Origin of the sequence: Bacteroides caecigallinarum (genome assembly GCF_016901995.1) — a bacterium.
In the GTDB taxonomy this organism is placed as follows: Bacteria; Bacteroidota; Bacteroidia; order Bacteroidales; family Bacteroidaceae; genus Phocaeicola; species Phocaeicola cellulolyticus.
Genome location: NZ_JACJLE010000041.1, coordinates 23,946 through 39,345 on the forward strand (window position 1 = coordinate 23,946; position 15,400 = coordinate 39,345).

Sequence of the window (15,400 nt, forward strand, 5' to 3'; positions counted from 1 at the left end):
TTAGAAGAGATAAAATCCGTTACCAGATGAAAACTACAACCACATTACTCTTTGCTCTCATAATGCTACTGACAGGTTGCAACAATGCAGGGAAAAGACAAACAGAATCCTGCCATGCAGATTCCGTCACACTGCAAGCGGATACCGTTATGCCGCAGAAAGAAACTGCAGCGGACACTGTCCTTGCCGATACCATGAGACATGACAGTGCGGAAGTTTTCATACCCGTCATCGTGCCTTACTGCAACAGCATACCCACAGGAAAGGAAATCAGCCCTGCCCTTTTAAGTTTGCGCACAGAATTCGACTACTACCCTCTCCCGACAAATGAAATAACAGTGTTCATAACCAACAAATCAGGCAGGGAGTACACCTGCGGAGACGAGTACAGCATAGCCTATTATAACGAGAAAGACAAAACATGGGAGCCACTACCTGTAAATCCTATAAGTGAGGATATGCTCTGGATAATATCGCCGCACCATAACGTCAGAATGCAGACCATACACATCTATACCGACATCACTCCCAACCGTCCCGGAAAATATCGCATATACAAGCCGTTCAACGACGATACGGAAGTCGCATTTGCGGAGTTTGAAATGGTTGACAACAAGGGTGTCCGCAAGCTGATGGACAGTATGTGGAAGAAAGTTACGAGCCTTCCACGCACAGATACCATACGTGAAAACATCTCAACCGCATGTCAGCTCCACGACGGCGATACGATATCGGTTGGTCTGGTAAACAACGCCATGCCGTATCAGGAAATGTTCAGAAAAAGAATACTGAACTACTCCGCCCTTGATTTCGGAAAGATAACCCCAACCGAACCTCTCCCTTTCACTACTACATCGGACACTATGGACATCAGCATGAGAACGGAAAAGCCTGTTTACCCTGTTGGCACAGAAGAAATTCCGGTAAAAATATCCAACAACAACGACCGGATGCTGTTTTTCGGCCTTGACTATGGAATTGCCCGAAAGGAAGGGGACGAATGGCTTGTCCTGAATACTTCCACCGTGTGGAATTCCGTTGGTATCCTTATAGAAAAAGGTCGTAAATACAATTTCAAAGCTCATATGTACAACTTGGTTAACGATAACAAGCCAGGGACATATAAGGTCTATAAGAGAATAGGTTTTGACGGCAGCAGGAAGGAATGGTATATGTCGGCAGAATTCAAGTTAGAATAATCAAATAATATTTTTATATGAAAAACTGTAATTTATTTTTTCTGTTCATAATAACTTTGATTACCTTTTTATCCATTGGATGTAAAGATAATAAATACCAGGAAGCAACTGAATATCAGGGCACAACGGGCGACGCTACAGTCCTGACAAGCGACAGCATAGGACAGGAAGTAAGAATGGAAACAATTCAAGGGAATTATTATTCATCGACTAAAGAGGTCTATGCCATAGTCTTTAACCCTCAAAAGCGGCAACTAAGTTACGGACGCGACTGGAAGCTGGAGTATATGAAAGACAGCGTATGGATTAAAGCCAGAAATAAAAAAACTGTATTTAGATTCGACGATGAGTTTCTACCAATCAATATCCCTGAATATATGGTATTCAGCTTTCCAATACATATTTATGAGATTACGTCAGGTAGATATAGAATAAAAAAGACTTTCTATGATAATTATGGTAACGGTAATTATAAGGAGATAGAACTGTGTTCTGAATTTTATGTGAAATAATACAACAGAAAAAGTGTTACGACACAAAAAGTAATACATCTGCATCGTAACACCATTTTATCTTTTATCAGCACTTACCTCCGCAAGAACATTTTGGAAGTTCCTGTTTCTTTATCTCTGTAATATAGAAACGGGCGAAACCGTTCTTTATCTCATCGCGTACTCTGCGGAATTCTGAGTTGATGAACTCCTCAGTGCCTGTGGCATGCGACGGATCATCGAAACCTATATGAAGGCGTTTTCCTACCTTTCCTGTAAATGCCGGACAACTCTCGTTTGCTCCTCCGCATACGGTTATCACATAGTCCCATTCACTGTCAAGATATGTATTTACATGGGTAGGAACATGATTACTTATGTCTATTCCTACTTCCTTCATCACCTCTACCGCCTTCGGATTAACCTGAGCGGCTGGTTCTGTTCCTCCTGAATAGACCTCCAAAGAATCATCGAACGACTGGAGGAAACCGTGAGCCATCTGGCTACGGCAGCTGTTTCCTGTACAAAGTATAAGTATTCTCATATTATATTCTATAGTAAATAGTTAAACAGATAGCCTGACAAAATTATAAAAAAGGCTACAGTTCCGAAAAATATACCTATCAATCGCCATGTCATAACTTTCTTTAGAAGTGTAGCTTCAGGTAATGACAGACCTACTACGGCCATCATAAATGCTATGGCTGTTCCCATAGGCACTCCCTTGGCCACAAACACCTCTATCACCGGAACTATACCTGCGGCATTTGCATACATAGGCACTGCCAGAATCACTGAAAGCGGAACTGCATACCAGTTGTCTTTCGACATGTACTGCTCGAAGAAACCTTCGGGTACGAAACCGTGCATGAAGGCCCCTATTCCGATACCTATGATGATATAGATTAGTACACCGCTAACTATTTTCCAGGCATCACGTACGATTGAAGGCAAGCGTTTGAGGAACGTAGTATGTTCTTTCTCCCACTCCTCAGCCTGTGCGGACGAGTTGGCCTGTATCTGCCTTACCCAATCACTGAGGTATGGAGAAAGGTTCATCTTTCCCAATGCGAAACCGCCTATCACACCCAGCAAGATACCGCTGATGACATAAATCAAAGTAACTTTCAGGCCGAATGAGCCTAAGAACATGGCAACTGCCACCTCATTTACCAACGGTGATGTTATCAGAAAGGCAAATGTCACTCCCAAAGGTATTCCTCCTTTGACGAAACCGATAAAAAGCGGTATCGACGAGCAGGAACAGAAAGGGGTTATGGCTCCGAATACTGAGGCTAGCAGATACTGAAATCCGTACATCTTGTGTGTGACAAGATAGTTTCTCAAACGTTCAATAGGGAAATAAGCGTTTATTATCCCCATCAACACACTGATGAAGAACAGCAGTATCAGAATCTTTATCGTATCGTAAAAGAAGAAGTTTACGGCAACCCCAAGAGATGTTCCGGCATCAAGACCGAATATGCCGTAAACCAGCCAGTCGGCAAAATCCTGTATCATATTTTTTAAGTTGACGAGTTGACAAGGTATCAGTTGACAAGGCTTCCATCCGAATGGAGAACCTTGTTAACTTGTAACTGAAACCTTGTATACTGATATTTAAATGCCTAAAATTTCTTTTACTTCACTTTCTGTAGGAACCTTACCCTTTATCTTTACAACTTCATCCACTACTATGGCAGGAGTGGTCATGATGTTGTAGTTCATCATTTCAATGATGTCATCCACCTTGGTAAGTTTCACATCGAGATTGTTTTCCTTGATTACTTTCTCTACTACCTGATAGGTTGTCTTACACTTGCTGCAACCCGGTCCTAATACTTTAATTTCCATAATTCTATAAATTTATTGATTAAAAAACATTACAAAACAATAATATATACCTATTACGATGAATAGTATCCCAACTATTAAGTTCAGCCATTTCTGCACAGTCTTTATACGGCCGTAGAAATTGCTCATCTGCTGTACACTGAAGGCCAGTATCCATGCCACAATGAGTACAGGTATTGCTGTTGCTATAGCAAATACAGCTGGTAACAGATAGCCTGCTGTGGCTGTGGCAGACATAGGGATGAGCATCCCGAAATAGAACACACCGCTCGTAGGGCAAAAAGCCAGTGCAAACAGCACTCCAATGAGCAATGCCCCTGCTCCACCCTTCCTGGCAAGCCCTTCGGCATTACCGTTGAAACCGAACTTAGGCAGATTGAGTTTATCACCAAAAAGCATGAACATTCCTATGATGAGAAGCATCGGTCCGATAAGTAGCTCACCCCATGTACCGATAGTCTTCTGTATGCCGAACATGCTGGAACCTTCTTTGAGAATCATTATCAGTACAACTCCGAGGAGAGTATATGAAAGTACTCGCCCTAAGGTATATAGCAGTCCGTTGATGAATACCCGCCTCCTGTTTTCGATATTTCTGCCTATAAAACCAACAGCCGCTATATTTGTAGCAAGCGGACAAGGAGAAATGGCAGTCAGCAGTCCGAGAAGGAAAGCTGTTAGAACGGGAGTGGAACTATTATCAAGCAAATTCTGTAGCCAATCCATAACGACAGGTTATTTAAGCATTTCCCTTACTTTAGCTACAACTCCGCTCTTGAACTCTTCAGGCGACTGTCTGGCGTTCTTGAATGCGAAATCTGTCATATTCTCCACATTTTCATTACCATTCTTATGTCCTACCACGAAGAGTGATGACCATGTCACCTCATACTTCTCGGCTATAGCCTCATTCTCTTCTTTTGTGATATCTATCACTCTGAATACCACATCGCCTTTCTTAATCTCTTCGGCAAACTCTTTTGATACTGCTTCTGAGGCATTCTTTTCAATTGCCATACAGGTGGCACATCTCTGTTTGCCATGAAAATACAACACTTCTACACAATCGCGGACAGGAACTCCCATTTCCACTCCTTGTACAGACGACTCATTCTTTGTGCCTGTTCCGCACGATACCAACGCCAGACAGGCAACGGCCATTAATACAATTTTCTTCATATATCTTTTAGTTTATTGATATTATTAGTATTTCGTCAAACTACGAACATAGAAATCAAAAAAAGATGCTGCTCATCCGCAGCAACTCTCTTTCTTACAAACAGACTGACCGAAGAACGCAGAAAACATCTTTCCGGCAAGTTCCCAGTTCTCTCTGTTTATGCAATATTTTACCTTCGGAGTTTCTATCTCTCCCTGTATCAGACCAGCCTCCTTAAGTTCTTTCAGATGCTGTGACACTGTAGCCTTGGCTATAGGCAGTTCTTCGTGGATATCGCCAAAGAAACATGTTTCCTGACGCAAAAGAAACTCCAGTATAGCCATACGTGCAGGATGCCCCATGGCCTTGGCAAAACGTGCCATTCTCTCCTGCTCTTCTGTATAGTTTTTGTTCGCCATTAATAGTATGTTTGAATATTGTTCGCAAAATTACGAATAATATTCAAACATACAAATAAAATTGCAATTTTTCATTACAACACACTATATATGCTCCAGAAACCATTATTTATCCATGCTTTTTTCTCCTTATAACGAAGCCTGTATAAATACACCACAGTGCTGCCAGTCCTGCAAAGAAGATATAGATAAGAGTTCCTTTCCCGAGGATGGTGTATATACGTCCCGTATGTATCTCCTGCGCAAAGTTCCATAGCGACATAGGCAGAGAAGAAAGATTTTCGGGCATATGTAAAGCTGTCGTTCCCTTATAATACTCCACTACGAAAGGTTTCTCTCCAATATTATCGCAATAGCCCGATACAGCATATTTACCGAACGGAGGACCTGCAACATCTTCTGCCTTTTCTCCGGTGAAATAATCAGTAGAAATCTGTCTGCTTCTGTCCCACACATACATTCCGCTGAAAGAACCCGTAAGCCAGTTGCCACAGGAGTCTTTCTGCCACACATTAAGCCCCATAACACTGACAGGAGGTGTCTTCTCCAATTTCACAGGAACAGACCGGAGTGTAGCCAAAGAGAAAATACCTTCAGATGAAGACAGTAGCCAATCACCATATTCGGCATCATAGCGAAGCATACGCAGTCTATCGTTCCAGGCATTATCGCTGTCTGCAACGGTATATGGGATAGCCGGAGTACGGAAAGAAACAAGTGCTATAAGCACAGGCGGACGGAGACACCATCCTGTGAATGCTACAAACATAAGTATTATGAAACTATATCTGCCAAGTTTGTCGTGCCAGTTAAGTGACGACTTCATTAGCTGAATACTTCCTGTGGCTGTTTTACCGCTCATGCGGATTCTCTTTATATATTTGGGTAAAAGCCAGTATGTAATTCCGGTAAGACACAGCACTATCAGTATAACTGCAACAGCATCCATAATCAGTTTCCCAACTGTACCGAACATTTCTCCGCTATGCATAAGCCATACGGTTCGGAAGAGTGAAACCTTGCCGTCATAACCTTCAGGAGCTTTTAATTCTAATCTGCTGAATTCATTATAAGGACTGACGGAAGTATAGAGATACGAACGTCCCACTACTACCATGGTATCCCCTTTCAATACGAGGTCGGAGATACGTTCATGAGCCGAAAGTACAAGAGGTGTACTCTCCCATCCTTTTCCATCGTTCCTGTACAGGCCAAACTGTCCTGCAGCAAAAAGAGAGCCGCCCGGAGTCTGAGCCATAGCCTTGATGTTACGGAAATCAGCACCTTCCGGTAAACCTGCATTGAAATCAGACACATACAGTCCCGTTGAATCAGTCATCCAGATTCCACTCTTCCCATAGATAAATACTTTATCTTTATCCTTTATAGAACCTCGCAGAAGCCCCATATTCCATTTATTATATCTATAATCTGCCGGAAGAAAACTTCTGTCAATATTTATATCCGGCACCAGTTCACGATGATTTAGCAATATCCCACTCAGGCAAAACATAAGCATAAAGAATGCGAATATTAGGCCAAACCATTTATGATGTTTTTTCCACGTTATACGTTTCATTATTTGTATCAATATTCAAATCTGGTACAAAAATAAATATTATCAATATTTCACACAACAGGTAGCATATACAGCGAACGCCCGACAAACGTCAATACTACGTTCATCGGGCGTTGCTTATTCAGATTATTAAAAGATTAATTACATCTTAGTCTTTTCAAACTTGTTCTTTTCTGCCATCAGGATTTTTTCAAGTTCCTGTGTCTTTTCAGGATTTTCCTTAGCTACATTTTTCTTTTCAGAAGGATCATCAACTACATTATAGAGCTGTACTTCCTTGCTGTTGCCAAGTTCTGTCTTGGTCCAGAATTCCAATGCAGGCTTGTCGCTAGTCTCAATATACTTCCAACCGTCTTTAACGATAGAAAGCGTGTTGTTCAGGTTCTGTTGGATTACATAATCGCATCCCTTAGTATCTGTTCCAATAAGAGTGTTCAGATAGTTACGGCTGTCAGGAGCCTGTCCTTGAGGAATTTCATAACCTAACAAACCTGCAAATGATGCAAAGAAATCGACAGTAGAATAAAGTCCTTCCTGTACGGCTGGTTTAATCTTCTCCGGCCATCTTACAAGCAATGGAGTACGTGTACCAGCCTCGTATGCACTGTATTTGCCACCGCGATAATTCAGCATAGGAGTATGTCCGTTCAGCAATTCGCGAGCCTGATCCTGATAACCGTCGTCTATTACAGCACCATTGTCACTCAAGAATACAAAGATAGTATTATCGGCAATATTCAGACTATCAAGAGTATTCATAATCTCGCCTACTGTCCAGTCTAACTGAAGGATAACATCTCCGCGAGTACCCAAACCACTCTTTCCTGCAAATCTTGGATGCGGTACACGAGGTACGTGAACATCCTGAGTTCCCATATAAAGGAAGAATGTAGTGTCCTTGTTGCTTACGATAAAGTCTTTTGCTTTCTGTGTAATGATATCAGCAATATTTTCATCATCCCACAGTGCAGACTTACCGCCTGTCATCCATCCGATACGCGGAATACCGTTTATGATAGTATTATTGTGTCCCTGACTTGGTTTAAGCTTTACAAGTTCAGGATTTTCCTTACCTGTAGGCCAGTCTCCTACCTTATGGTCATAGCTGACAGTTATAGGGTCATTAGGGTCAAGTCCGTCCACACGTCCGTTTTCTACAAACACGCATGGCACACGGTCAACCGTAGCCGGAATAATGTATTCATAATCGAAACCTATATCCTGAGTATTAGGCTTGATAAGCCCGTTGAAATCAGTACCTCCCTTAGGGCCAAGTCCGAGATGCCATTTACCTACGGCTGCAGTAGCATAACCTTCTGCCTTGAACATGTCGGCCATAGTTGTACATTCTGTATTGATAATCAATTCAGAGTTACCCGGTGCGATACCTGTATTTTCCTGACGCCACGGATACATACCGGTAAGAATACCGAAACGAGTAGGTGTACTTGTAGAAGATGTTGTATAAGCATTTGCAAACTGAAGTCCCTGACTTGCCAGACGGTCGATGTTTGGAGTATGGATTTTTGTTGCACCGTAGCAACTCAAATCGCCTATACCGAGGTCGTCAGCTATAAGGAATACTACGTTAGGATTCTTCTGTTTGTTTTCCGATTGATTTTTAGAACCGCCACCGGAACATGCACTGAGCAATGCCGCAGCTGAAATCAATCCCAAGTGAAAAGTGGTTTTTTCCATAAGGTAAGATTTAGTTTAAAATGATATATGTGGACAAATATACGAAATATTATGAAAAATACATTAATCATACCAAGGGAAATAATATATTTTATTTATATACAGCTATTAAATAAGAATATTTCGATTAAAGCATACTCTATATACTTTCATTGTCTTTTAAAGTACAAACTTCTTCATGGCATTGTAAACCCCATCTTCATCTACAGATGACGTAACATAATCAGCCACTTCTTTGAGTGCCTGATTAGCATTTCCCATAGCAACGCCCAATCCCGCCTTTTCTATTATCGATAAGTCATTGCCTCCATCTCCGAAGGCCATTGTTTCATCTATGCTGATACCTTCGTGCGATATAATATCCAGAAGACCGTTACCCTTATTGGCATTTGTGGCAGTAATATCAGCGAAGTCCGGATACCAACGTGATGAAACACATCCGGAGAGGTACGGCATAATCTGCTTTTCCTCGGCTACAGAAATGACAGGCGTAAGCTGCAATATTCTTTGTTGCAGAATCTGTTCCACATTATTGTCTTCCCTCATATTGTGTACATTCAGCATCTGACGGAATATGCGGTCTGTTCTCTCATCGCTGTTGTACATGGTGAGATCTTTCTCGCCCACCACCATGCACGGGAATTTCATGCTGTCCGAAAACTTTATTACAGTCATGACATCTCCTTCAGGTACAGGTGTACACGATATTATCTTGTCTCCTGAGAAACACAAAGCCCCATTGGCAGTGATATATCCGTCTATCAGATGCTTTATTTCGTCAAGGTTGTTTATAAGAGATAAAGGACGTCCGGTGGAGATATAAATTCTGACACCTTTTGCCTTTGCCATTGAAATAGCATCTATGTCAGACTGTGGAATACGGTGGGTGTTAAAACTCACCAGTGTTCCGTCAATATCGAAGAATATAGCTTTTATCATATGTTATATCAAAATTAATTACGCAATGCACGCATGGCATTGAATACGGCAAGAACCGTAACACCCACATCAGCGAATACAGCCATCCACATGGTGCTGAGACCTACAGAGGCTAGTACAAGGACTGCTATCTTCACTCCTATCGCAAACCAGACATTCTCGCGGGCTATCCTTATCGTACGCCTTGAGATACTTATCGCCTCGGCTATTTTTGAAGGTTTGTCGTCCATCAGAACAACATCGGACGCCTCTATGGCAGCATCGCTTCCCAGTCCGCCCATAGCTATACCCACATCGGCACGTTTAAGCACAGGAGCGTCGTTTATTCCGTCGCCCACGAAGGCCAGAGTCTTTCCTTTATCTACAGACGAGAGAAGAGCCTCCACATGCTCCACCTTGTCTGCCGGAAGGAGTTCCGCATGGCAGATATCTATTCCAAGCTTGCCAGCCACATCCATAGCCACTTCTTTACGGTCACCGGTAAGCATCACAGTTTTACTTATTCCCAGCCTTTTCAGTGAAGCTATCGCCTCAGGGCTATCTTCCTTTATACGGTCGTTTATTACGATATGGCCGGCATATTCTCCATCTACAGCCACATGTATTATAGTTCCTATCCTATGACAATCATGCCATTTCACACCGATGCTGTCCATCATCTTCTGATTGCCCACACACACCGTACGTCCTGCCACATTTGCCTTTATTCCATGTCCGGCTATTTCTTCCACGTCAGTTACCGGGCAACCGTCGTGCGCCTCGTTTGGAAAAGCCGAACGAAGGGCTTCACCTATGGGATGTGTGGAGAAATGTTCCACATGTGCGGCAAGATGCAGCAACTCCTGTTCGTTGAACCTGTCCGAATGGACAGCCTCAACGGCAAATTCTCCTCGTGTGAGTGTTCCGGTCTTGTCGAATACCACAGTACCAATCTTTGAAAGTGTGTCCATATAATTGCTTCCTTTTATAAGGATACCACGGCGTGAAGCTCCGCCAAGTCCACCGAAAAATGTAAGAGGGACACTGATTACCAACGCACAAGGACAGGACACAACCAGAAATATCAGGGCACGATGGAGCCATAATGGGAACGATTCCATAAAGGCCGACGGTGAAAACAGCGGCGGAATAACGGCAAGAAACAGTGCGGCTATAACCACTATAGGAGTATATACACGTGCAAAACGTGTTATAAACGATTCGCTGCGCGACTTGCTGGCATCGGCATTTTCCATGAGACTGATGATTTTCGACACAGTGCTTTCTCCGAAACTCTTTGTGGTCTTAACACGGATAACTCCCGTAAGGTTTATGCAACCGGACATCACCTCATCGTCAACCGACAATTCGCGCGGCATACTCTCGCCTGTCAACGCTATGGTGTTAAGTGACGATGTACCCTCCACAACTACTCCGTCCAAAGGAACTTTCTCTCCTGGTCTGATAACAATTGTTTCGCCTACATTGACCTCCTGAGGAGAAACTGTAACGATTTTTCCATTTCTCTCCACATTTGCCACATCCGGACGTATGTCCATAAGATGCGAAATGCTGTCGCGGCTCTTTCCTTCGGCATAACTCTCAAACAACTCGCCTACCTGAAAGAAAAGCATAACGAATACAGCCTCCGGATACTCTGTCTCAGCACCGGGGAGGAAACCTATACATAGGGCTCCTATGGTAGCGACAGCCATAAGAAAATGTTCATTAAACACATCTCCTCCGGCTATGCCTTCGCATGCCTCTTTTAATGTCCCGTATCCGACAATAAGATAAGGCACAAGATAAACAAACAGTAACTGCAAGGTTGACAAGTTACCATGTTTCTCAATTATTGCCGCCACTATGAGCAACAACGAGGTGATTACAATAAGGGTAATCCTTCCTCTCAGACCGCTATGCGCATGATTGTGCTTATGGTCGTGTACATGTTCATTATTCTCTGTCATAATTCAAATCTTTCTGTTTCGTGACGCAAATATAAAATGGATTTTATACAACCTGGTTGCATAAACACTTTGCGGGAGTATATGCAACCGGGTTGCATAAAAACGGACAGGCGTACAAATGTACTTATTTTTTTATATCTTTGCCGCGATGCAAACAAACAATCAGAAAAGACGATGGAACCTAATGATTTAGCTGAAAGCCTGGAGCTTAAGGGAGTAAAACCAACAGCAAACAGAATACTTGTTCTGAAAGCCCTGAAAGAGCAGGCCTGCCCCGTGAGCCTTACCGACCTGGAGGACATACTTGCCACTATGGATAAATCGAGCATATTCCGTGTACTGACACTGTTTCTGGAACACGACATAGTACATTCGTTCGAGGACGGACGCGGAATACTAAACTATGAGCTGTGTACAAGTAAAACGGTTTGCAATCTGTCCGACGCTCATATACATTTCTACTGCGAGTCATGCAGAAAATCATTCTGCATGGATGATATTCCTTTACCCGAATTCGAGCTGAAACCTGGATTTACAATGCGCTCCGTATCGTTTGTAATCAAGGGCGAATGTCCTGAATGCGGCAGGAAGCACAAGAACATCATATAAATTTCTTTACTAATAAAAGATTAAACCAAGTATTATGAAGTATAAAGAATCGTATGGCATTTATCCGGCAGAAACGGCTGAGCACATTTCTCTGCTGAAATACTCCAAAAGCTCATGTGGAGTAGATTTCCTTCTTAATACGGCCGAAAGTTCAGAAAAGCCGGGATGGTTCAATCTTGAAAAACGGTATAAAACTGATTTCTTTGAGTTTTATTTCTTTCGTAAAGCAGAAGGCTATATGCTTTTGTCGGGCAGAAAGATAGAGTTGCACCCTAATATGGTACTTGTAGTATCCCCTTTCCAGATTCAGGAATGGCATGTCAGCCTGGACAAGTTGGACTATACATTCTTAATATTTCAGGAGGAGTTCATCAACAATTTCCTGTCCGACAAATACTTCATGTACAGACTACTGTATTGCTACCAGCATGACTATCCAACTTTTTTCGATATGCCGAAGGAAGATATGGCTACATACCTGACTATCCTGCAACAGATGAAAAGAGAGCTGCATAATCCTGTTGCCGACAGCTACCACATGATTGTGGCATGTCTGTATCAGTTTCTGTTGTTACTGAACAGATTCTATGCCAGGCATTTCAACCTTCCTTTCGCACCTCCACAGAACAATTACGCATACCAATACAAAGAACTGCTGGAAAAACATATTTCAGAGAAGACACATGTATCGGATTATGCGGAGATGATGAACGTCAGCAGGGTGACACTGAACAAGGCCGTAATGCGAGAGTTCGGTCTGTCGGCTGTACATCTGCTGAAACAGAGGTTGCTGCAGGAAGTGAAGAACGATATCCTTTTCTCCGACATGTCTGTAAAAGAGATAGCCTACCGCCTGCATTTCTCTGAGCCTAACCATCTGATGCGTTTCTTCAAGCAGATGACAGGACAGACCATCAGTGAATTTGTGGCATCAATCAAGTCAATATAATCAGTGTTACTGATTCAACCTTATTTTCTCATGGTAAAAATAATTCACTATGACAGGTTTCCCTTTCTCGGAACGTCCGTATGGGAGGTCGTTAACCATGTATGGGAAACCGTTTTGTTTTGCGAACATTGAAATCTCTTTTTCGAGGGACTCCCAGTAGTCCATCCGTTTCTTATTGTAGATTTCATCATATAAGGCATGGACATCCGGATGATTGTCTTTAATGTAACTCATGATGGTACCCTTGAATTGTCCCCTAAGATTGAGGTTTTCAAGCCATATCAAATCGGCAAAATCCCTGACACGCTCAATAATAGCTTTCACATCGGTAATACCCGGGAATATAGGCGACACGAAACACACGGTACGTATTCCTGCTTCATACACTTTTCTCATAGCCGCAATTCTCCGCTCGATACTTACGGCACGGTCCATATCCTTGCGGAACTGTTCGTCCAAGGTATTTATAGACCATGATACTGTAACCTTCGGGAACTTCTTCAGCAACTCGAGGTCACGCAAAACCAAATCGGACTTGGTACATATCATTATCTCGGCATTTGTACCTTCCAGCTCTTGCAGAAGTCTGCGAGTCATGCAAAACTCCTCTTCGTATGGATTATATCCGTCTGTAACGGAACCGATAACAATCCTCTGGCCATCGTATTTATGCGGATAGGTTATAGGTTTCCAGTGCTTAACATCAAGAAAAGTCCCCCATGGTTCCGTATGACCGGTAAAACGTTTCATGAACGATGCATAACAATACCTACATGCGTGAGGACATCCCACGTACGGATTGACAGAAAATCCTCCAACCGGCAAAGACGATTTGGTCATCACGCTTTGCACCTCTATTTCCCTGATGATTTCTTTTTCCATGCTTTTTTAATAAATTGTTCCGGTAATTCTTGAATCATGTTATCTTCACCCATAATAGGCAAAAGATCTTCTTTCATAAAAACAGGAATATTACATTTTTTTGCTTGTTCAGCTATATGTAATACCCACTCTGGCCTGGCATCAACTTTCCCTTTTCTTTTTCCGGTTTCTGTTCCTATAACAACCCAGTCAAACCCTCTAAAATCAATTTCGCCTATATCCTCAAAAAGAGGTTCAAATGTGGCATGATAATGTTTAGCCTTAACATGTTTCTTTAAATCTGTAAGACGTTTTTTCTCTGACGCTCTGGTTACAGTCACACCCATCCACACATTTTCATCGTCTGTTCTGAAATCAATAAGTTCAGGTCGCTTGGTCAATAATATGTAAGAATGCTGAGGATTAATAGATATACGATTGAATATTTCATTATTCCATTCTGTTTTCCAATCAGAGAAATCGCTCATTCCGGTGAGAAACCATACATGTGATTTCGGATTATCCATAAGATATAACTTCCTGCCCATATATTCCGGTTTTGAGAAATCATCAGTCATATGAAACCTGTTGCAGTTACACCTGGCATAACAGTAGTTACACCCTATAGTACAACCTATAACAATATTCATATTCTGAATCAGAGATTTAATACACACAGTCATATTACTTATATTTTCCTGCAAAATTAATCCATAATAAACACTGAAAATGTACCATAACAGCAATGAAAGATACCAATTTGATAAGGACAAGCGGAAATATTGCAGATAAGATGAAGAAACAGAGAAATCAATTAAAAACAAAAACGGAAGAAAAGGCAGACTACAGAAATGTCCGCCTATTCTTCCGTTATCTTATATCAGTTAATATAAACCAATATCTTATTTCACTCTAACCTTTACAATAACTTTCTTCAACTCCACTTCAGTCACACCCGGAGCATGAGCATCTTCAGGGAAGAAGATAGCGAACATACCAGGTTTTACTGTCAGATAGTCAGTAGCATGTCCAGGATAGAAAGTTACATCCTTTTCAGCATTATATTCAGCCTCAGCAAGGTCTGTTCTTGGCATATATCCCATAAGTTCAGTACCTGTAAGAGGAATCTGGATATCAATGAAGTTATTGTGTGTCTCGATTTTTGCATCATCCTTAGTCTTTGGTCTTGCAGCAGCAAAGTTAACGAACAGTTCGCCTTCTTTCAGCACTACCTTACCAGTTTCGTGAGCATTGAGGTCTGTCGATTTCAAGAATTCAATAGCCTGGGCAAAGAGCGGATTTACAGAGGCATACATCCCAATGTTTTCAAGTTTGTCGATAATCATAATCGTAATGTTTTTAATTCAGATAATGCAAAGGTATGAAAAATAGATAAAAAACGTCTATATTTAATATGGAAATTCCCAACTTCTCTAGAAAAAAGATTAAATCTAAAGGAACTCCACAAATTGTAATTTTTATATTTAAAATAATTAAATACAAACTCTATTTTTCGTAGTTTTATTAAATTTGTAATAATAATTTTTGTTTAGTGTAGTATTATTTCTGTGTAGCCGAAAAACGTAAAGGTTTTAATTCTAATAAAGATACCAATGTATTGGAAATACACCTTCTGAAAGAACAAGAGGGAAACTGTATTTCTGGACAAAAACAAGTTATAGATATAACAAAAC

Annotated in this window: 17 protein-coding genes; 4 read left to right on the forward strand and 13 right to left on the reverse strand. The window is 41.7% G+C overall.

The genetic code is table 11. The features are described 5' to 3' along the window. The first annotated feature begins 26 nt into the window (after positions 1-26). Both H6A61_RS15995 and H6A61_RS11030 read left to right on the forward strand, forming a co-directional pair. Positions 27-1,199, forward strand: coding sequence for an immunoglobulin-like domain-containing protein (locus H6A61_RS15995; protein WP_239469194.1), 1,173 nt, complete (start codon positions 27-29; stop codon positions 1,197-1,199). Between the two features lie 17 nt (positions 1,200-1,216). After that, complete coding sequence (locus H6A61_RS11030) at positions 1,217-1,711, forward strand: immunoglobulin-like domain-containing protein (RefSeq protein WP_204393604.1); 495 nt, start codon at positions 1,217-1,219, stop codon at positions 1,709-1,711. Between the two features lie 67 nt (positions 1,712-1,778). Here the strand turns inward: H6A61_RS11030 and H6A61_RS11035 are convergent, their stop codons facing one another. From H6A61_RS11035 to H6A61_RS11080, 10 genes are all read right to left on the reverse strand, one after another. Continuing rightward, positions 1,779-2,234, reverse strand: a complete 456-nt coding sequence (locus H6A61_RS11035) for an arsenate reductase ArsC (protein ID WP_204393606.1) — start codon at positions 2,232-2,234, stop codon at positions 1,779-1,781. An 8-nt stretch (positions 2,235-2,242) separates the two neighbouring features. Further along, entirely contained in the window at positions 2,243-3,211 is a 969-nt protein-coding gene (locus tag H6A61_RS11040; protein WP_154042739.1) for a permease, read from the reverse strand. Between the two features lie 99 nt (positions 3,212-3,310). Continuing rightward, entirely contained in the window at positions 3,311-3,544 is a 234-nt protein-coding gene (locus H6A61_RS11045) for a thioredoxin family protein (protein ID WP_204393608.1), read from the reverse strand. Between the two features lie 12 nt (positions 3,545-3,556). Then, positions 3,557-4,270 (reverse strand): aromatic aminobenezylarsenical efflux permease ArsG family transporter, encoded by a 714-nt coding sequence (locus H6A61_RS11050; RefSeq protein WP_204393610.1) that lies wholly within the window; start codon positions 4,268-4,270, stop codon positions 3,557-3,559. Positions 4,271-4,279: 9 nt separating this feature from the next. Beyond that, on the reverse strand, positions 4,280-4,723 hold the full coding sequence (locus H6A61_RS11055) for a nitrophenyl compound nitroreductase subunit ArsF family protein (RefSeq protein WP_204393612.1): 444 nt from the start codon (positions 4,721-4,723) through the stop codon (positions 4,280-4,282). A 72-nt stretch (positions 4,724-4,795) separates the two neighbouring features. After that, positions 4,796-5,122 carry an ArsR/SmtB family transcription factor gene (locus H6A61_RS11060; protein ID WP_154042743.1) on the reverse strand — a complete coding sequence of 109 codons (327 nt, stop codon included), beginning with the start codon at positions 5,120-5,122 and terminating at the stop codon, positions 4,796-4,798. A 109-nt stretch (positions 5,123-5,231) separates the two neighbouring features. Then, positions 5,232-6,701 carry a PepSY domain-containing protein gene (locus H6A61_RS11065; RefSeq protein ID WP_204393615.1) on the reverse strand — a complete coding sequence of 490 codons (1,470 nt, stop codon included), beginning with the start codon at positions 6,699-6,701 and terminating at the stop codon, positions 5,232-5,234. Between the two features lie 141 nt (positions 6,702-6,842). Continuing rightward, a complete protein-coding gene (locus tag H6A61_RS11070; RefSeq protein WP_204393617.1) occupies positions 6,843-8,399 on the reverse strand; it encodes a sulfatase-like hydrolase/transferase in 1,557 nt (518 codons plus the stop codon). A 159-nt stretch (positions 8,400-8,558) separates the two neighbouring features. Further along, the gene (locus tag H6A61_RS11075) at positions 8,559-9,338 is read right to left on the reverse strand and encodes a Cof-type HAD-IIB family hydrolase (protein ID WP_204393619.1); all 780 of its coding nucleotides are present in this window, start codon (positions 9,336-9,338) and stop codon (positions 8,559-8,561) included. Between the two features lie 14 nt (positions 9,339-9,352). Next, entirely contained in the window at positions 9,353-11,287 is a 1,935-nt protein-coding gene (locus H6A61_RS11080; protein ID WP_430746807.1) for a heavy metal translocating P-type ATPase, read from the reverse strand. Between the two features lie 174 nt (positions 11,288-11,461). On the opposite strand from H6A61_RS11080, the gene H6A61_RS11085 reads away from it, so the two are divergent. Further along, entirely contained in the window at positions 11,462-11,896 is a 435-nt protein-coding gene (locus H6A61_RS11085; RefSeq protein ID WP_204393621.1) for a Fur family transcriptional regulator, read from the forward strand. Between the two features lie 34 nt (positions 11,897-11,930). Further along, positions 11,931-12,845: a helix-turn-helix domain-containing protein gene (locus tag H6A61_RS11090; protein ID WP_204393623.1), complete on the forward strand. Its 915-nt coding sequence runs from the start codon at positions 11,931-11,933 to the stop codon at positions 12,843-12,845. A 6-nt stretch (positions 12,846-12,851) separates the two neighbouring features. On the opposite strand, the gene H6A61_RS11095 is transcribed toward H6A61_RS11090, so the two are convergent. From H6A61_RS11095 to H6A61_RS11105, 3 genes are all read right to left on the reverse strand, one after another. Next, positions 12,852-13,727 (reverse strand): radical SAM mobile pair protein B, encoded by an 876-nt coding sequence (locus H6A61_RS11095; RefSeq protein WP_204393625.1) that lies wholly within the window; start codon positions 13,725-13,727, stop codon positions 12,852-12,854. Continuing rightward, positions 13,700-14,389, reverse strand: a complete 690-nt coding sequence (locus H6A61_RS11100) for a radical SAM mobile pair protein A (protein WP_204393627.1) — start codon at positions 14,387-14,389, stop codon at positions 13,700-13,702. Before H6A61_RS11100 ends, H6A61_RS11095 begins: the two co-directional genes overlap by 28 nt. 219 nt (positions 14,390-14,608) lie before the next feature. After that, a complete protein-coding gene (locus H6A61_RS11105) occupies positions 14,609-15,052 on the reverse strand; it encodes a YhcH/YjgK/YiaL family protein (protein ID WP_204393629.1) in 444 nt (147 codons plus the stop codon). Positions 15,053-15,400: the final 348 nt, after the last annotated feature.